Raw genomic sequence first — 17,981 nt, 5'->3', positions numbered from 1 at the left:
GTGCGGACGGCGTGCGGCGGCCGCCCCGCTGGTGGGGCGGCCGCCGTTCGGCCGTTCGTGTGGTGCGGGTTACAGGTACTGGCCGGTGTTGGCGACGGTGTCGATGGATCGGCCGGCTTCCGCGCCCTTGGTGCCGGAGACGAGGGTGCGGATGTAGACGATCCGCTCGCCCTTCTTTCCGGAGATGCGGGCCCAGTCGTCGGGGTTGGTGGTGTTGGGCAGGTCCTCGTTCTCGCTGAACTCGTCGACGCAGGCGGCGAGCAGGTGGTTGACCCGCAGGCCCTTCTGGCCGGTGTCGAGGAACTGCTTGATGGCCATCTTCTTGGCCCGGTCGACGATGTTCTGGATCATCGCGCCGGAGTTGAAGTCCTTGAAGAACAGGACTTCCTTGTCGCCGTTGGCGTAGGTGACCTCGAGGAAGCGGTTCTCCTCGGTCTCGGCGTACATCCGCTCGACCGTCCGCTGGATCATGGCCTCGACGGTGGCCTCCTCGGAGCTGCCGTGCTCCTTGAGGTCGTCGGGGTGCAGCGGGAGGCCGGTGAGGATGTACTTGGAGAAGATGTCCTTGGCGGCCTCGGCGTCGGGCCGCTCGATCTTGATCTTGACGTCCAGGCGGCCGGGCCGCAGGATCGCGGGGTCGATCATGTCCTCGCGGTTGGAGGCGCCGATGACGATGACGTTCTCCAGTCCCTCGACGCCGTCGATCTCGCTGAGCAGCTGCGGGACGATGGTGTTCTCGACGTCGGAGGAGACGCCGGATCCGCGGGTGCGGAAGATGGAGTCCATCTCGTCGAAGAAGACGATGACCGGGGTTCCGGCGGAGGCCTTCTCGCGGGCGCGCTGGAAGACCAGGCGGATGTGCCGCTCGGTCTCGCCCACGTACTTGTTGAGGAGCTCCGGGCCCTTGATGTTGAGGAAGAAGCTCTTGCCCTCCTTGCCGGTCTGCTCGGCGACCTTCTTGGCCAGGCTGTTGGCGACGGCCTTGGCGATGAGGGTCTTGCCGCATCCGGGCGGCCCGTAGAGCAGGACGCCCTTGGGCGGCCGCAGGTGGTGCTCCCGGAAGAGGTCGGCGTGCAGGTAGGGCAGTTCGACCGCGTCGCGGATCATTTCGATCTGCGAGCCGAGGCCGCCGATCTCCTCGTAGGAGATGTCGGGGACCTCTTCGAGGACGAGTTCCTCGACCTCGGCCTTGTGGATCTTCTCGTAGGCGTAGCCGGAGCGGGGTTCGAGCATCAGGGAGTCGCCGGCGCGGAGCGGGACTCCGCGCAGTGGTTCGGCGAGCTTGATGACGCGTTCCTCGTCGGTGTGCCCGATCACGAGGGCGCGTTCGCCGTCGTCGAAGAGCTCCTTGAGCATGACGACTTCGCCCTGCTCCTCGAACTTGAGCGCTTCGACGACGTTGAGGGCCTCGTTGAGCATGACCTCCTGGCCGCGTTGGAGTTCGTCGACGTCGACCGCGGGGCTGACGTTGACGCGCAGCTTGCGTCCCCCGGTGAAGATGTCGACGGTTCCGTCGTCGCGGGCTTCGAGGAAGACCCCGAATCCGGAGGGTGGTTGCGCGAGCCTGTCGACCTCCTCCTTGAGCGCCACGATCTGTTCGCGAGCCTCTTTGAGGGTCGCTACGAGTCGCTCGTTCTGGCCCGTCACTGCGGCCAGGTTCGCTTGTGCCTCATGGAGGCGTTCTTCTAGGACACGTACTTGGCGCGGGGATTCCGCGAGCTTGCGGCGCAGCACGGAGATCTCCTCCTCCAGGAAGGAGATCTGCGTTTGGAGGTCCTTGACCTCCTTGTCGTGCTGCGCCCGTCGCGCCCCAGCATCGTCACGAGCGGCCACGCCCCGTCACCTCCTCACGAAGAGAGCCGACGACCTACTGAGACCCTACCTATCTGGAGGGCTTCCGTAACCTGCCCATTCGGTACTCGTGTCGTGCGGGGGTGGTTCGGGTGGTGTTCGGGGGGCGGTGCGGGGGTGGTGTTGGTGGCGGTGTTGTGCTGCGCGGACCTGGGGTTTTGGGTGTGGGGGCATGTCGGGGTGGAGGGTTTGTCGATTTCGGGGTGTGTGGGGTGGGACACGGGCGTGTCGCGGCGCGGCGGGTTGCCGGAGCTTGCCCTGAGGCGGGGTGGTCCCGCCGTCTAGGGCTCGGTGGCGGGCGCGGGGGCGGCGTCGCCGGGCGCGGGGGTGCCGGCGGCAGGGGTGTCGGCGGCGGGCGTGCCGGTCTCGGGGGCGGGGTGGGCGCCCTTGGCGGGACGGCGGCGGCGGACGGGCGGGGTGACGCCGTCGGCGAGGCGGCGGGCGGTGACGAGGAAGCCGGTGTGGCCGACCATGCGGTGGTCGGGGCGGACGGCGAGGCCGTCGACGTGCCAGGAGCGCAGGAGGGTCTCGAAGGCGTAGGGCTCGGCGAAGGCGCCGTGGGCGCGCAGGTCCTCGACGACGCGGGACATCTGGGTGGTGGTGGCGATGTAGGCGCAGACCATGCCGCCGGGGATGAGGGCCTTGGCGACCGCGTCGAGGGTCTCCCAGGGGGCGAGCATGTCGAGGACGACGCGGTCGGCCTCGGTCTCGGTGAGGGCGTCCTCGAGGGAGCCGACGGTGAGGCGCCAGGAGGGGTGGGGGCCGCCGAAGAACTTCTCGACGTTGGCGCGGGCGATGTCGGCGAAGTCGGCGCGGCGTTCGTAGGAGGAGACGAGGCCGTGTTCGCCGACGGCGCGCAGGAGGAAGCAGCTGAGGGCGCCGGAGCCGGCGCCGGCCTCGATGACGCGGGCGCCGGGGAAGATGTCGGCCATGGCGACGATCTGGGCGGCGTCCTTGGGGTAGACGACGGCGGCGCCGCGGGGCATGCGGACGGCGAAGTCGGCGAGGAGGGGCCGGAAGGCGAGGTATTCGACGCCGCCGCTGGAGCGGTAGACGGTGCCTTCGGGGCTGCCGATGATGTCGTCGTGGGGGACGGAGCCCTTGTGGGAGTGGTAGAGCTTCCCGGGCTGGAGGGTGATGGTGTTGATGCGGCCCTTGGGGTCGGTGAGCTGAACCTGGTCGCCGGGCCGGAACGGGCCGTGGGGGATGCGGCCGGTAGAGGGTGCGGGCCCGGTGGGCTGGGGTTCGCTCATGGTGGTCAAGGCTAGCGGCGGGCGGCCGCAGCTCAGGCCGTCCAGGCGGGGCGGCGGGGGCGTCGTCTAGACGCCGGCGAAGGCGCGGTCGACGTCGGTGACGGCGAGGACGCCGTAGACGCGGCCGTCGGGTTCGGTGAGGAGGTATTCGGAGGCGGGGTTGCGGCGCAGCGCGGTGAGGAGGTCTTCGCCGGTGAGGTCGGCGGGGAGGGTGAGCTGGGGTTCGAGGCCGCGGGACAGTTCGCCGACGGTGATCCAGGGGCGGCGGTGCTCGGGGGTGGCGGTGACGGCCTTCTCGCTGACGATGCCCTGGGGGTTGCCGTCGTGGTCGGCGACGACGAGCGCGCCGGCGTGGTCGGCGTGGGCGCGGCGGACGGCTTCGGCGAGGGGGGTGTCGGGGGTGACGAGGGTGGCGCGGCGGGCGAGGCGGCGGGCGGACAGCAGGGGGACGCGGTCGCGGAAGCGTTCGGCGCGGATGGCCTGGGTGGCGCCGACCCAGATGAAGGAGGCGACGAGGGCGGACCACAGGAGGGCGAGCCAGCCGAAGCCGCCGGTGCCGCCTTCGGTGCGGTAGGTGGCGAGGTAGGCGCCGGTGATGAGGCAGCCGATGGCGACGGCGCGACCGACCCAGCCGGCGAAGATGGCGCCGTTGCGGCTGTGGCCGGTGGCCTTCCAGACGGCGGCGCGGACGAGGCGGCCGCCGTCGAGGGGGAGGCCTGGCAGCAGGTTGAAGACGCCGACGAGGAGGTTGGCGAAGGTGAGGGCGTCGATGAGGAGGAGGGCGACGTCGGGGAGGGGGAGGACGGCGTGGGCGAGGAGGCCGAGTCCGGCGAGGACGAGGTTGATGAGGGGGCCGGCGAAGGCGATCAGGAATTCGCGGCCGGGGGTGGCGGCCTCGCGTTCGATGGAGGTCTCGCCGCCGAGGATGTGGAGGGTGACGGAGCGGACGGGGAGACCGAGGACGCGGGCGGTGACGGCGTGGCTGAGTTCGTGGACGAAGACCGAGCCGTAGAGCAGGACGGCGTAGGCGAAGGCGACGAGGTAGCTGGCGGGGCGGTCGATGACGCCGTTGACCTGGCCTTCGAACATGACGGTGACGAGGATGGCGACCAGGAACCAGCTGGGCGAGACGTAGACGGGGACGCCGAAGGGGCGGCCCATGTAGAGGCCGGGCCGGGCGTCGGGGCCGCCTTTGCGGGGGCCGGGGTCGCCGGCGGGCGTCTTGCCCTGGGTCGGGGGCGCGCTGTTGGTCACGTGTCCGATGCTACGGCCCCGTTGGGGCGGGTCGGCGTGCGGTGCGCGGTGATCTCGGCGGGTGGGGCGGGGGTGCGGGATTTCGTCGGGGGTGTCGCCTACGCTGCTGTGCCATGACGACGACCGAGGCCGGTGGTGAGGTGTCCGTTCCGTCTCCGCGGGGTGGCGGCGGGCCCGTGGTGGAGGGTCCTGAGGTGGTGGGGTCGCTGTCGCCGTCGCGGGCGGGTGATTTCATGACGTGTCCGCTGCTGTACCGGTTCCGGGTGATCGATCGGCTTCCGGAGCGGCCGAGTCCGGCGGCGGCGCGGGGGACGCTGGTGCACGCGGTGCTGGAGCGGTTGTACGACCTGCCGGCGGGCGGCCGGACGGTGGGGGCGGCGCTGGAGCTGCTGGGGCCGCAGTGGGAGCGGCTGCTGGCGGCGGAGCCTGAGCTGGCGGGGCTGTTCGAGGACGGTGAGGCCGGTGAGGCGGACCGGTCGGAGTGGCTGGGGCAGGCGCGGCGGATGGTGGAGCGGTACTTCACGCTGGAGGATCCGCGGCGGCTGGAGCCGGCCGAGCGGGAGCTGTTCGTGGAGACGGTGCTGGATTCGGGGTTGAAGCTGCGGGGGTACATCGACCGGGTCGATGTGGCGCCGAGTGGTGACGTGCGGATCGTGGACTACAAGACGGGGACGGCGCCGCGGGCGGATTTCGAGGCGCGGGCGCTGTTCCAGATGAAGTTCTATGCGCTGGTGCTGTGGCGGTTGCACGGGCGGGTGCCGCGGTTGCTGCAGCTGATGTATCTGGGGAACGGCGAGGTGCTGCGGTACGAGCCGGAGGAGCGGGATCTGCGGGCGACGGAGCGGAAGGTGGAGGCTCTGTGGCAGGCGATCCGGCGGGCGATGGATTCGGGTGAGTGGCGGCCGCGGACGAGCCGGTTGTGCGACTGGTGCGATCACAAGGAGCGGTGCCCGGAGTTCGGGGGTACTCCCCCGCCGCTGCCGGCGGTGCCGGTGCGGCGGCCGTCTCCGGCGGATCTGGAGGGGTCGGCGGTGGCGGTCGCGGCGCGCGAGCGCGACGATCTGTAGCGACGTGTGCGGGCCCGCGCGCGTCGGGCCGGGAGGCCCGGCGGGCGTGGGGCCGTCGCGGGTCGTAGGGGCGCCGGGCGGCGTCCTCCTTGGGGAGGATCGCGGATCCGCGCGCAGGAGGGGTCACGACCTGCCATGACCTCCTAGGGTGAGAGTCGTGTCACCCCGCATCCGTGGTCTTCGTACCTTTCGTGCCTGGCTGCAGGCGCGTCCGCAGGCGGCGGACGCCTTGCTCGCGCTGGGGCTGCTGCTGGTGGGCCTGCCGCAGCTGTACCTGCAGGACTACCGGGACGGCGGTGACTACGGGGACTTCCGGACCCCGGACGCGGCGGACGGGCTGATCGTCGTCGTGGTGACGATGGCGCTGACGTGGCGGCGGCGCCGTCCGCTGCCGGTGCTGCTGCTGATCGTGGCGGGCGAGCTGGCGCTGACGGTGCGGGGGTATCCGCCGTCGGTGCCGGACGTGATGGCGTTCCTGATCGCGATCTACAGCCTGTCGGCGCACCGGGGGCTGGCGCAGAGCGCGCTGGGCGGCGTGGCGGGGTTCGTGGCGTTCCTGGTGTCGCTGGTGATGCTGCCGGTGGAGACGTCGCCGGTGGTGCTGGTGAGCGACTGCGCGCTGGTGGCGGGGGTGTGGGTGCTGGGCCGGAACCTGCGGCTGCGGCGGGCGTACTTCGCGGAGCTGGAGGACCGGGCGGCGCGGCTGGAGCGGGCGCGGGGCACCGACGCGCGGGCGGCGCGGATCGAGGAGCGGTCGCGGATCGCGCGGGAGCTGCACGACGTGGTGGCGCACCATGTGAGCGTGATGACGGTGCAGGCGGGGGCGGCGCGGCGGATCATCGACCGGGACCCGGGCAGCGCGCGGGAGGCGATGTCGACGATCGAGGAGGTCGGGCGGACGGCGCTGAGCGAGATGCGGCGGATCGTGGGGGTGCTGCGGACGGATCGGGACGCCGAGCAGGCGGGGCGGGAGCTGGCGCCGCAGCCGGGTCTGGGGGATCTCGGGGAGCTGCTGGACCATGTGCGGGAGACGGGGCTGTCGGTGCAGCTGTGGATCGAGGGCGAGGCGCGGAAGCCGTCGCCGGGGGTGGACGTGGCGGCGTTCCGGCTGATCCAGGAGGCGCTGACGAACACGTTGAAGCATGCGGGGGCGCAGGCGCGGGCGTGGGTGCGGCTGTACTACACGGAGGCGGATCTGACGGTGGAGATCGAGGACGACGGGCGGGGCACGGCGACGATCGTGGCGGACGGGACGGACAATCCGGGGCATGGGCTGGTGGGGATGTACGAGCGGGTGGCGTTGTACGGGGGTGAGCTGCGGATCGGGCCGCGGGTGGGCGGCGGGTTCGGGGTGCGGGCGCGGTTCCCGCTGGAGGCGTGAGGTGGCCGGGGCGGAGTCCGGGGCGGGGCGCGGGGTCGGGGCGGGCGGGCCGCCGCGGAGGCGGGGAGGGCATAGGGTGACGGTGGCCGGGCCCGGGCGGGGCGCAGGCCGAGGAGCGGGGCGAGGAGCGGGGACGATGGACGTGAGCGGGGTGGCGCGGTGAGCGCGGTGCGGGTGCTGCTCGTCGATGATCAGCCGTTGCTGCGCACGGGGTTCCGGCTGATCCTGGAGGCCGAGGCGGACATCGCGGTGGTCGGCGAGGCCGGGGACGGCGCGGCGGCGGTGGAGATGACGCGGTCGCTGCTGCCGGACGTGGTGCTGATGGACATCCGGATGCCGGGCGTGGACGGGATCGAGGCGACCCGGCGGATCATCCGGGACGGTGCGGCGTCGCACGACCCGAAGGTGCTGATCCTGACGACGTTCGACCTGGACGAGTACGTGATCGAGGCGGTGCGGGCGGGGGCGAGCGGGTTCCTGCTGAAGGACTCGCCGCCGGAGGACCTGGTGCAGGCGATCCGGATCGTGGCGGAGGGCGACGCGATCGTGGCGCCGAGCGTGACGCGGCGGCTGCTGGACCGGTTCGCGACGCGGCTGCCGTCGGTGCGGGACGCGGCGCCGCCGCCGGGGCTGGACACGCTGACCGCGCGGGAGCGCGAGGTGCTGGCGCATGTGGCGCGGGGCCAGTCGAACGCGGAGATCGCCGCGGAGCTCGTGGTGAGCGAGACGACGGTGAAGACGCACGTGGGGAACGTGCTGGCGAAGCTGGGGCTGCGGGACCGGGTGCAGGCCGTGGTGTACGCCTACGAGACCGGGTTGAGCCGCCCCGGCCAGAGCTGACCCCTCCCCCGGCGCCCTCGCGGGCGGCCTCGGGGGGCCGACCCGGGCCAGGGGCGGGGGCCGACCCCGGCCAGGGGCGTCCCGGAGGCCCGTGGCGGCCGTCGGCGCTGGTGGGGCGGTGGTCCACGGGTCCGGCCTCAGGGATCGTCCCTGAGCGGACCCATCTTTCGCCGGTGGGTCCCCTACTCCGGTAGGACGACCCCGGCACCGCCTCTCCTGCCAGGGAGGGAGCGGTAAGTCCATTCCTGGGGTGCATCTCACGGGGCCGCCCGACTCCTACTGTTCTGAGGGACGGGCCGCCGGGGGACGGAAGCGCGGCCCGCGGCACTTCCACCCTCATCCACTCACACAGGGGAGTTCACGTGACGAACACCGCCCCATCGACCGCTGATGCGCAGTACGCGCCCGGGGCGGGCGACTTCGCCGCACGGGCCCATCAGATCGCCAAGGTGTACGGGCGCGGCGACGCCCAGGTGGTCGCGCTCGACGCGGTGACCGTGGGGATCCCCCGCGGCCGGTTCACCGCGATCATGGGCCCGTCGGGTTCCGGGAAGTCCACGCTGATGCACTGCATGGCGGGGCTGGACTCGGTGGACTCCGGGCAGGTCTTCATCGGCGACACCGAGCTGACGGGGCTGAAGGACAAGCAGCTGACGCGGCTGCGCCGCGACAAGATCGGGTTCATCTTCCAGGCGTTCAACCTGGTCCCGACGCTGACGGCGCTGGAGAACATCACGCTGCCGATGGACATCGCGGGCCGTAAGGCGGACCGGGCGTGGGTGGACGAGGTGATCGACACCGTGGGGCTGCGGCCCCGGCTGAAGCACCGCCCGTCGGAGCTGTCGGGCGGGCAGCAGCAGCGGGTGGCGTGCGCGCGGGCGCTGGCGTCCCGCCCGGAGATCATCTTCGCGGACGAGCCGACCGGGAACCTGGACTCGCGGTCCGGCGCGGAGGTGCTGTCGTTCCTGCAGGACTCGGTGCGGCGGATGGCGCAGACGATCGTGATGGTGACGCACGACCCGTCCGCGGCGGCGTACGCCGACCAGGTGCTGTTCCTGTCGGACGGGCAGATCGTCGACACGATGACCGGGCCGACGGCCGAGCGGGTGCTGGAGCGGATGAAGGGCTTCGACGCCGCCGGCGCCCCGGCGCCGCAGGGACCGGGGGTCGCGGCGCGATGATGGGCAAGGTCACGCTCCGCAATCTGGCGGCGCACAAGATCAGGCTGGTGCTGACGGCCGTCGCGGTGATCCTCGGCGTGGCGTTCGTGGCCGGCACGCTGATCTTCACCGACACGATGAACAAGCAGTTCGACGACCTGTTCAGCCGGGTCGGCAAGAACGTCGCCGTGGACGTGCGGGCGAAGAAGGTCGTCGGCGGCGACGATGACGGGCAGGCGGCGCAGCCGGTGCCCGCGTCGGTGCTGAAGGCGCTGCGGGGCGTCGACGGGGTGAAGGACCCGCAGGGCAACGTGAACGGCTACGCGGCCGTCGTGGGCCGCGACGGCAAGCTCGTCGGGTCGGGCGGGCAGGGCCCGCCGCAGCTCGGCACGAACTGGAACACCGGCGGGTCGTTCGACCTGAAGTCGGGCCGGGCGCCGAACGGGCCCGGCGAGGTGGTCGTCGACGCGGAGACGGCGAAGAAGGGGAAGCTGGCGGTCGGCGACACTGTCGGGGTCGTCTCGGCGGGGCCGGCGCAGCGGATGCGGATCGTCGGGCTGATCGACACCGGCAACCTGATGGGCGCGAGCGTCACCGCGTTCGACACCCCGACGGCGCAGCGGCTGATGCTGAAGCCCGGCTACTTCAGCGACATCGAGATGGGCACCACGGGCCCGTCGGAGGCGCAGCTGCGCGACCGGGTCGCGAAGGTGCTGCCGGGCGGTGTGGAGGCCGTCACCGGCACGAAGATGCGCGACGAGAACAAGAGCGACGTCGCGCAGCTCATGGGGTTCTTCCGCACGTTCCTGCTGGCGTTCGCGCTGATCTCGATCTTCGTCGGGGCGTTCATCATCTTCAACACGTTCTCGATGCTGGTGGCGCAGCGGACCCGGGAGCTGGCGCTGCTGCGCGCGATCGGCGCGGCCCGCCCGCAGGTGACGCGGGCGGTGATCGGTGAGGCGGTCGCGGTCGGGGTCGTCGGGTCGACGCTGGGGCTGGCGGCCGGCGCGGGCCTGGCGGCGTTGCTGCAGACGCAGATGGGCGACGCGGGGTCGGGCGGGCTGACGTTCACCGCGACGCCGGTGATCTGGTCGTACGTCGTCGGGATCGTGGTGACGGTGGTGTCGGCGTACTTCCCGGCGCGGCGCGCGGCGAAGATCCCGCCGGTCGCGGCGATGCGCGACGACGTGGCGCTGCCGCAGCGGACGCTGCGGATCCGGGTGGCGCTCGGTTCGCTGCTGACGCTGGTCGGCGCGGGCCTCATCGCGGCGGGCCTGGCCGGGAGCGGCGGGAACCCGGCGGTGCCGGTCGGCGGGGGCGCGTTCGCGGTGTTCGTCGGGGTGGCGATGCTCGCTCCGGTGATCAGCGTCCCGGTGGTGAAGGTGCTGGGGTGGCCGTTCGCGCGGCTGCTGGGCGCGCCGGGGCGGCTGGCGCGGCAGAACGCGCTGCGCAACCCGCGCCGCACCGCCGCGACGGCCGCCGCGCTGATGATCGGGCTGGCGCTGATCACGACGGTGAACGTGCTGGGCGCGACGATGCGGGCGTCGGTCGACGAGCAGGTGGACGCGCAGTTCGGCGCGGACTACCTGGTGCAGGCGACCGGCGGCGACATCACCGCCGACGCCGCGCAGAAGATCAAGGCGGCGCCCGGGGTGGAGTCGGCGTCGGCGACCTACGAGGGCACCGCGAAGATCGACGGCGAGCGCGGCACGTACATGTCGGGCGACGTCGGCGTGATCACCGAGGCGGCGCGGCTGAAGGTGGTGTCGGGCGGCACGTCGATCGGCGCGGCCGGGCTGATGGTGAACGAGTCGACCGCGAAGGACAAGGGCTGGCACGTCGGGTCGACGGTGCCGGCGCTGTTCCCCGACGGGAAGACCGAACGGCTGAAGGTGACGGGGATCTTCGCCAAGAGCGACCTCATCGGCAGCCGGATCGTCTCCGAGCAGGTGTACCTGAGGCACACGGTGCGCCCGTCGGTGGACGCGGTGCTGGTGAACGCCTCGAGGACCGACGCGGCGACCAAGACGTCCATCGAGTCGGCGATCAAGGCATACCCGAACCTGAAGGTGTCGGACCAGGCGTCGCTGAAGAAGGACGCCCGCAAGCAGGTCGACGGGTTCGTGACGTTCCTGTCCATCCTGCTGGCGATGTCGGTCATCATCGCGGCGGTCGGGGTGGTCAACACCCTGGCGCTGTCGGTGATCGAGCGGACCCGGGAGATCGGGCTGCTGCGCGCGATCGGGATCTCTCGGCGGCAGCTGCGCCGGATGATCCGGGTCGAGTCCATCGTGATCGCGGTGTTCGGGGCGGTGCTCGGGATGGGCATCGGGGTGGCGTTCGGCGCGGCGCTGCAGAACGCGCTGAAGGACCAGGGCCTCGGAGTGCTGGCGGTGCCGTACGGGACGCTGGGCGTGTACCTGGTGGTCGCGGCGGTGATCGGTGTGCTGGCGGCGCTGTGGCCGGCGTGGCGGGCCGGCCGGATGGACGTGCTGAAGGCCATCTCGACCGAGTAGGGCCGGGCGCGCGGTACGGCGAAGCCCCGGTCCCCCTTCGCGGGGGGCCGGGGCTTCGGCGTGCGGGAGGCACGCCCATGGGCGGGTCCTCACCGGCGGCCCGGCGCCGGAACGCGCGGCCGGGCCGGCCGGTCGCTAGTCGGTCGGTTCGCCGTCGGTCTCGGCGGCCGGTGCGGCGCCGGGCGCCACCGCGGCCTTGGCGACCTCGTCGGTGGCCGACACGGTGGTGTTCTCCGGGAAGTGGCAGGCGGCGTGGTGGCCGTGGCTGAGCTCGATCAGCGGCGGCTCGACCTGCTTGCAGATGTCCTGCGCCTTCCAGCAGCGGGTGTGGAACCGGCAGGCGGGCGGCGGGTCGAGGGGGCTCGGCACGTCGCCCTGCAGCCGGATCCGCTGCCGGTTCCCGCGCTCGGCCGGGTCGGGGATCGGCACGGCCGACAGCAGCGCGTTGGTGTAGGGGTGCATGGGCCGCTCGTACAGGTCGTTGCGGTCCGCGATCTCGACGATCTTGCCGAGGTACATGACGGCGACCCGGTCGGAGATGTGCCGGACGACCGACAGGTCGTGCGCGATCACCACGTAGGTGAGGTCGAGCTCGTCCTGCAGGTCCTCCAGCAGGTTGACGACCTGCGCCTGCACCGACACGTCCAGCGCCGACACCGGCTCGTCCGCGACGATCAGCTTCGGCTTGAGCGCCAGGGTGCGGGCGATGCCGATCCGCTGGCGCTGGCCGCCGGAGAACTCGTGCGGGTACCGGTTGTAGTGCTCGGGGCTGAGGCCGACGAGCTCCAGGATCTCCTGGACGGCCTTCTTCACGCCGTTCTCGGTCTGGATGTTCTGCAGCCGGAACGGGGCCCCGACGATCGCGCCGACCGTCTTGCGCGGGTTCAGCGACGAGTACGGGTCCTGGAAGATCATCTGCAGGTCGCGGCGGAGCGGCCGCATCCGCGACTGCGACATCGCGGTGATGTCCTGGCCCTCGAACCGGATGGTGCCGAAGCTGGGGTCCAGCAGCCGCATGATCATCCGGCCGGTGGTGGACTTGCCGCAGCCCGACTCCCCCACCAGGCCGAGGGTCTCGCCCTTGCGGACGGAGAAGGACACGCCGTCAACGGCCTTCACCGCCCCGACCTGCCGGCGCAGCAGCCCCGAGGTGACGGGGAAGTGCTTGCCGAGGCCGTCCACCTCCAGCAGCATCTCCCCGTCCCGCTCGGGACGGGCCGCTGCCGCGTCGGCGGAGGCCTCCGCGGCGCCGGGGACGGCGGTCCCCGGCGCGGCGGTCTCAGAAGTGCTCACAGTCTCGTTCCCCGTGCTCGTCACAGCTTCGGCCGGATCTCGGATTCCCAGATCTCCCGCTTCTTCTCCAGCGGGAGATGGCAGGCCACCTTGTGGCCCGGGACCGCCTCGACCAGGTCGGGCCGCACCGTCGTGGACTTGTCGCCGTTCAGGTCCCGGTAGGCGCAGCGCGGGTTGAACGCGCAGCCCTGCGGGACGTTGATCAGGCTCGGCGGGGTGCCCTTGATCGGCATCAGCCGCTCGGTGCGCTCGCGGTCCAGCCTCGGCATCGAGCCGAGCAGCCCCCAGGTGTAGGGGTGCAGCGGCTTGTGGAAGGCGTCCTCGACCGAGGCGTACTCCGCGCAGCGGCCCGCGTACATCACCAGGATGTCGTCCGACAGCTCCGCGACCACCCCGAGATCGTGGGTGATCATGATGACGGCGGAGTTGAACTCCTGCTGCAGGTCCCGGATGAGGTCCAGGATCTGCGCCTGGACGGTAACGTCCAGCGCGGTGGTGGGCTCGTCGGCGATCAGCAGCTCGGGGTCGCAGGACAGCGCCATCGCGATCATCGCGCGCTGCCGCATGCCGCCGGAGAACTGGTGCGGGTAGTCGTCGACCCGCTTGTCGGGCTTGGGGATGCCGACGCGGCCGAGCATGTCGATGGCGTGCTTGCGGGCCACCTGCTTGGACACGTCGTTGTGCACCCGGTAGGCCTCGATGATCTGGTGGCCGACCGTGTAGAAGGGGTGCATCGACGACAGCGGGTCCTGGAAGATCATCGCCATCTTGCGGCCGCGCAGCCGGCGGACCTCGCCGCGGGGGGCGCCGACGAGCTCCTTGCCGTCCAGCCAGATCTCGCCGGACACGTTGGCGTTGTCGCGGTTGTGCAGGCCGAGGATGCCGAGGCTGGTGACGCTCTTGCCGGAGCCGGACTCGCCGACGATGCCGAGGGTGCGGCCCCGCTCCAGCTCGAACGACAGGCCGTCCACGGACTTGACCAGCCCGTCGTCGGTCGGGAAGTGGATCTTGAGGTCGCGGACCTCGAGGAACGCCGTGGGAGCTTGCCCCCCGGCGGCCGGCGCGGTGCCGGCCGGGGTGGTGTCGGTCATCAGGCCAGCCTCACTCTCGGGTCGACGACGGCGTACAGCATGTCCACGATGAGGTTCATCAGCACGACGAACAGCGCCGTCATGATCGTCACGCCGACGACCACGGGCAGGTCGCTCTGGTTCACCCCGTCCAGGGCCAGCCGTCCGAGCCCGGGAAGGCCGAAGGTCGCCTCGGTGATGATGGCTCCGCCGAGCAGGAGGCCGAAGTCCAGGCCGAACACGGTCAGGATCGGCGTCAGCGTGGCGCGCAGCGCGTGCCTGGTGACGACCGTGGACTCCCTGAGCCCCTTGGCCCTCGCCGTGCGGACGAAGTCCTCGTTCATGGTCTCCAGCATGCCCGCCCGTGTGAGCCGCGCGTACATCGCGGCGTACAGCAGCGCGAGGCTGATCCAGGGCAGGATCAGCGAGGTGAACCATTTCGCCGGGTCCTGGCTCAGCGGCGTCCAGTTCACCTCGGGCAGGATGCCCCAGGCGTGGACGACGTAGGCCAGGCCCAGCAGGCCGGTGAAGAAGATCGGCAGGGAGACGCCGGCCAGCGCGATGATCATCGCGGCGCGGTCGAAGATGCTGCCCTTCTTCAGCGCCGACACGACGCCGGTCGCGACGCCCGCGAGCAGCCACAGCACGGCGGCGCCCACCGCGATGGAGATGGTCACCGGCGCGCGCTCCAGCAGCTGCGGCGTCACGGCCTGGTTGGTCCGGAAGGAGTAGCCCAGGCACGGGGCGGAGCAGTGCACCGTGGACGTGCCGGTGTCGTAGTCACCGCCGGTGACGAGCGTCTTCATGAACTCGCCGTACTGCACGAAGAACGGCTTGTCGAGGCCGAACCGCTCCTTGATCGCCTCCAGCGTCGACGGGTCGGGGGCCTTGCCGGCGAACCTCGCCGCCAGGTCGTCTGTGGACACACCGGCGAGCTTGGGCAGCAGGAAGAAGATCCCGTACGTCACGAGGCTGATCACGATCAGCAGCGCTACGGCGCCGAGCAGGCGGCGAACAAGAAATGCGATCACAGCGTCTGGCACGGGCGGCCGCCGGGGGATCGGCCCCGGCGGTCGCCCTCTGCCTTCACCTGCCTTCTATCGGGTAGTGCGGAAGGTGCCTGCTCAGCTGGTCACACCGAGGTTGGCGTAGTCGTACATGCCGTAGCCCGAGTGGACGTAGACGTTGGTGAGCTTCGGCGACCTGTACAGCAGGGACTTGGCGTAGACGGTCGGGATGATCGCCGCCAGGTCGCGGACGCGCTGGTCGATCTGGTTGTAGATCTGCGCGCGCTGGTTCGGGTCGTTGACCTTGACGACGTCGTTCCACATCTTGTCGATCTGCGGGTCCTTCAACATGGAGATGTTGACGTTGCCGGTGTCGACGATGGCCTTGCCGTCCGTGCCCGCCTGCAGGTAGCCGTAGCCGGTGGGCCAGTCGGGGGCCCAGCCGTAGGTGCCGAGGCCCACGTTGTTCTTCTTGTTGAACTCCGGCGAGCCGAACTGCTCGTTGGTGTAGGTGCCGTGCGGGTAGCCCTTGAGGGTCAGCTTGATGCCGACGCGGCCGAGCGCCTGCTCCATCGCCTCCGCGGCGGCCTGCTCCTTCGGGCGGTCGCTGCGGAACAGCATCGTGACGGCGAAGCCGCTCGGCTTGCCGCACTTGGCGAGGGCCTGCTTGGCGGCGTTCACGTCGCCGGTGAAGCCGACCTGGGCCTTGGTGTAGGCGTCGGTGCCCTTCTCGCGGCCCTGGATGTCGGCCGGCATGATCGAGGTGGCCATCTCGCCGCCCACGTCACCGCCGTAGGCGCGCCAGAGCGCGTCGCGGTTGGTCGCGTAGACGATCGCCTTGCGGCACTCGACGTTCGGCACGATCTCGGTGTTGATCGGCATGTACCAGTGGAAGCCGGCCAGCGGGTCGTCGGAGTTGGCCTTGAGCTTGGGGTCGCTCAGGATCTTCTGCCGGGCCGCGGCCTGCACGCCGGTGCCGGGCAGGTCGATCTGCACGGTGCCGTCGATCTCACGGTTGTCGATCTCGTCCGCCGACAGGCCGGACTGGACGACGACCTTGTCCGGGAGGGCCTTGCGGTTCGGGTCGGTCTTCGGGTCCCAGTAGGTGTTGCGGACCAGGGTGCCGCCCTGCTTCATCTTGTAGTCGGCCTGCCACTTGTACGGGCCCGAGGAGAACGGGTGCATGCCGTACTGGGTGCCGGTGTCCTTGGCCTGCGGGACCGGGACGGTCTGGCCGCTGAACATCACCAGCTGGTCCCACTCGGAGAACGGCGCCTTCAGGTGGAAGACGACGGTCGAGTCGTCGGGCGTCGTGACGCCCTTGAAGTGGTCGAGGTTCTTGTCCTTGAACGGGCCCTTGTAGTCGCCCGCGTCCAGCATCTGCGTGAAGTAGGACGGGCCGTTGCGCAGCACGCCGCGGTCGAAGGTGCGCGCGACCGCGTACTTGACGTCCTGGGCCTTGATGACGCTGCCGTCCTCGTACTTGAGGCCGGGCTTCAGCTTGTAGGTCCAGGTCTTGTTGCCGTCGGACGGCGTGCCGAGGCCCTGCGCCAGGTCCGGGGACGGCTTGGTGCCCTCCTCGCCCGGCTTGGAGGTGTAGGTCACCAGCGTCCGGGAGTAGAGCCGGAAGAAGTCCGAGCCGTAGGCGTAGTAGATGTTGGCGGGGTCGAGCGACTCGAAGTCGTCCGGCTGCGCCATCACCAGCGTGCCGCCCTTTTTGTCGGACGCGTTGACGATGCCCTTGGACCCGGCGTCGAACTTCGCCTTGCCGCCGCCGCCGTCGCCGGAGTCGTCGCCCCCGCCGCAGGCGCTGAGCCCGAGGCTGAGGACGACGGCTCCCGCCGCCGCCACGGAGATGACCTTGGAAGATCTCATTACTTCCCTTTCACTACTGCCGGCCAAGTGCCGGGGTCAACGGGACCGAGGGTCGAGAGCGTCGCGCAGACCGTCGCCGAACAGGTTGAAGGCGAGCACCGTGACGAAGATCGCCAGACCTGGGACGATGACGAAGTGCGGGGCGACGGAGTACAGCTCGGTGGCCTGGTTCAGCATCCCGCCCCAGGACGGCGCGGGCGGGTTGATGCCGACGCCCAGGAAGGACAGCGCCGCCTCGAACAGGATGTTCGTCGGGATCAGCAGCGTCGCGTAGACGGTGATCGGCGCGACGAGGTTCGGCAGCAGCTCCTTGAACAGGATGTAGGCGTTGCCCGCGCCCATGCTGCGGGCCGCGTCCACGAACTCCCGTTCGCGCAGCGACAGCGTCTGCCCGCGGATGATGCGGCCGATGTACGGCCAGGCGAAGAAGCCGATGACGAACACCAGGATCGCGATCCGCAGGTTGTTGCCCGACAGCCCGAGCATGCTGCTGGGCAGCACGCCCGACAGCGCGATCGCGAACATGATCAGCGGGAACGCCAGGAAGATGTCCATCAGCCGGGCGATCACCATGTCGACCCAGCCGCCGAAGAAGCCGGCCGCGACGCCGAGCAGCGTGCCGATGACCACCGACACCAGCGTGGCCAGCACGCCGATGATCAGCGAGACGCGCGCGCCGTACAGCACGCGGGCGAACAGGTCGCGGCCGTTGGTCGGCTCGATGCCGAAGATGTGGTGCCCGCTGATGCCGCCGAACTTGCCGTACGGGGTGCCGAGCGTCGGGTCCACGAGCGTCTGGTGGAACTTGTCGGGCGGGGACCCGAACCAGCCGACCAGCAGGTTGGTGACCCCGGGCAGGGCGGCGATGATCAGCAGGACGATGAACACGGCGCTGGCCATCGCGACCTTGTCCCGCTTCAGGCGGGTCCAGGCGATCTGGCCGAGCGAGCGCCCTTGGATCGCCGAGCGTTCAACACCCGCGAGGACGGCGTCCGGCTGTGCTTCCGCCTCGGAACCGGAGACCTCGATCGGTGCCCCCACGCTGCATACCTCCTACCGTCCGGCCACAGGTTCGGCCATGCCGCCGCCGGCGCGGTGACCGGCGGTCGCGGAGATCATCCGCTGACCCCGTGCCCGTTACGCCGCGTTTGCTGAAGGGAAAGGTAGCCCCTCGGCCATGACTGTCCATCCGTGAGACGGGCTGCGCCAGTACCCGTATCTGACTTGTGATCTCGTCGTCATCTCGGGCGGACGTGCTCGCTCAACACGCAGGACAAACCGCCCGAATAGTACGTTCGCCTCCACCGTGCTCTGCAACACAAACCCGGTCTAGACCGGCAAGCTTTACCGTACTGAGTCCGTTCTGAGATTGATCGTCCGCAGGTCAGGGCCTGCGGACGATCAATCTCAGAAC

13 protein-coding genes are annotated in these 17,981 nt (G+C 70.8%); 5 read left to right on the top strand and 8 right to left on the bottom strand.

Annotated features, from left to right (window positions below):
• Window positions 1–69: 69 nt before the first annotated feature.
• The 3 genes from arc to ACA514_RS37085 all read right to left on the bottom strand — a co-directional run bounded on the left by arc (window position 70) and on the right by ACA514_RS37085 (window position 4,358).
• The gene (arc, locus tag ACA514_RS37095; protein WP_375045961.1) at window positions 70–1,833 is read right to left on the bottom strand and encodes a proteasome ATPase; all 1,764 of its coding nucleotides are present in this window, start codon (window positions 1,831–1,833) and stop codon (window positions 70–72) included.
• 299 nt (window positions 1,834–2,132) lie between these two features.
• Window positions 2,133–3,104 carry a tRNA (adenine-N1)-methyltransferase gene (locus tag ACA514_RS37090; protein ID WP_375045960.1) on the bottom strand — a complete coding sequence of 324 codons (972 nt, stop codon included), beginning with the start codon at window positions 3,102–3,104 and terminating at the stop codon, window positions 2,133–2,135.
• Window positions 3,105–3,170: 66 nt separating this feature from the next.
• On the bottom strand, window positions 3,171–4,358 hold the full coding sequence (locus tag ACA514_RS37085; RefSeq protein WP_375045959.1) for a site-2 protease family protein: 1,188 nt from the start codon (window positions 4,356–4,358) through the stop codon (window positions 3,171–3,173).
• A gap of 113 nt (window positions 4,359–4,471) precedes the next feature.
• On the opposite strand from ACA514_RS37085, the gene ACA514_RS37080 reads away from it, so the two are divergent.
• The 5 genes from ACA514_RS37080 (at window position 4,472) to ACA514_RS37060 (ending at window position 11,322) form a co-directional block, all read left to right on the top strand.
• Window positions 4,472–5,425 (top strand): RecB family exonuclease, encoded by a 954-nt coding sequence (locus tag ACA514_RS37080; protein ID WP_375045958.1) that lies wholly within the window; start codon window positions 4,472–4,474, stop codon window positions 5,423–5,425.
• Window positions 5,426–5,582: 157 nt separating this feature from the next.
• The gene (locus ACA514_RS37075; RefSeq protein ID WP_375045957.1) at window positions 5,583–6,806 is read left to right on the top strand and encodes a sensor histidine kinase; all 1,224 of its coding nucleotides are present in this window, start codon (window positions 5,583–5,585) and stop codon (window positions 6,804–6,806) included.
• Between the two features lie 159 nt (window positions 6,807–6,965).
• The gene (locus tag ACA514_RS37070; protein WP_375045956.1) at window positions 6,966–7,646 is read left to right on the top strand and encodes a response regulator; all 681 of its coding nucleotides are present in this window, start codon (window positions 6,966–6,968) and stop codon (window positions 7,644–7,646) included.
• Window positions 7,647–8,008: 362 nt separating this feature from the next.
• On the top strand, window positions 8,009–8,827 hold the full coding sequence (locus ACA514_RS37065; RefSeq protein WP_375045955.1) for an ABC transporter ATP-binding protein: 819 nt from the start codon (window positions 8,009–8,011) through the stop codon (window positions 8,825–8,827).
• Window positions 8,824–11,322 (top strand): ABC transporter permease, encoded by a 2,499-nt coding sequence (locus ACA514_RS37060; protein ID WP_375045954.1) that lies wholly within the window; start codon window positions 8,824–8,826, stop codon window positions 11,320–11,322. The genes ACA514_RS37065 and ACA514_RS37060 overlap by 4 nt, the downstream gene beginning before the upstream one ends.
• Window positions 11,323–11,457: 135 nt before the next feature.
• Here the strand turns inward: ACA514_RS37060 and ACA514_RS37055 are convergent, their stop codons facing one another.
• From ACA514_RS37055 to ACA514_RS37035, 5 genes are all read right to left on the bottom strand, one after another.
• Entirely contained in the window at window positions 11,458–12,615 is a 1,158-nt protein-coding gene (locus tag ACA514_RS37055; RefSeq protein WP_375045953.1) for an ABC transporter ATP-binding protein, read from the bottom strand.
• 20 nt (window positions 12,616–12,635) lie between these two features.
• Entirely contained in the window at window positions 12,636–13,706 is a 1,071-nt protein-coding gene (locus tag ACA514_RS37050; protein WP_375045952.1) for an ABC transporter ATP-binding protein, read from the bottom strand.
• On the bottom strand, window positions 13,706–14,716 hold the full coding sequence (locus ACA514_RS37045; RefSeq protein ID WP_375045951.1) for an ABC transporter permease: 1,011 nt from the start codon (window positions 14,714–14,716) through the stop codon (window positions 13,706–13,708). Before ACA514_RS37045 ends, ACA514_RS37050 begins: the two co-directional genes overlap by 1 nt.
• Before the next feature lie 93 nt (window positions 14,717–14,809).
• A complete protein-coding gene (locus ACA514_RS37040) occupies window positions 14,810–16,567 on the bottom strand; it encodes an ABC transporter substrate-binding protein (protein ID WP_375045950.1) in 1,758 nt (585 codons plus the stop codon).
• Between the two features lie 36 nt (window positions 16,568–16,603).
• Window positions 16,604–17,608: an ABC transporter permease gene (locus ACA514_RS37035; protein ID WP_375045949.1), complete on the bottom strand. Its 1,005-nt coding sequence runs from the start codon at window positions 17,606–17,608 to the stop codon at window positions 16,604–16,606.
• Window positions 17,609–17,981: the final 373 nt, after the last annotated feature.

The sequence above is a fragment of the Actinomadura sp. NTSP31 genome, assembly GCF_041951385.1.
Classification (GTDB): domain Bacteria; phylum Actinomycetota; class Actinomycetes; order Streptosporangiales; family Streptosporangiaceae; genus Spirillospora; species Spirillospora napierensis.
Note: the sequence above shows the minus strand (reverse complement) of the source record. Positions and strands in the feature narration are given on the sequence as shown.

What these genes read in the sequence shown, in the direction of transcription:
- ACA514_RS37080 (WP_375045958.1), top strand. Translation starts at nt 4,472, where the DNA reads ATGACGACGACCGAGGCCGGTGGTGAGGTGTCCGTTCCGTCTCCGCGG.
- ACA514_RS37090 (WP_375045960.1), bottom strand. Translation starts at nt 3,104, where the DNA reads ATGAGCGAACCCCAGCCCACCGGGCCCGCACCCTCTACCGGCCGCATC.
- ACA514_RS37040 (WP_375045950.1), bottom strand. Translation starts at nt 16,567, where the DNA reads ATGAGATCTTCCAAGGTCATCTCCGTGGCGGCGGCGGGAGCCGTCGTC.
- ACA514_RS37060 (WP_375045954.1), top strand. Translation starts at nt 8,824, where the DNA reads ATGATGGGCAAGGTCACGCTCCGCAATCTGGCGGCGCACAAGATCAGG.
- ACA514_RS37050 (WP_375045952.1), bottom strand. Translation starts at nt 13,706, where the DNA reads ATGACCGACACCACCCCGGCCGGCACCGCGCCGGCCGCCGGGGGGCAA.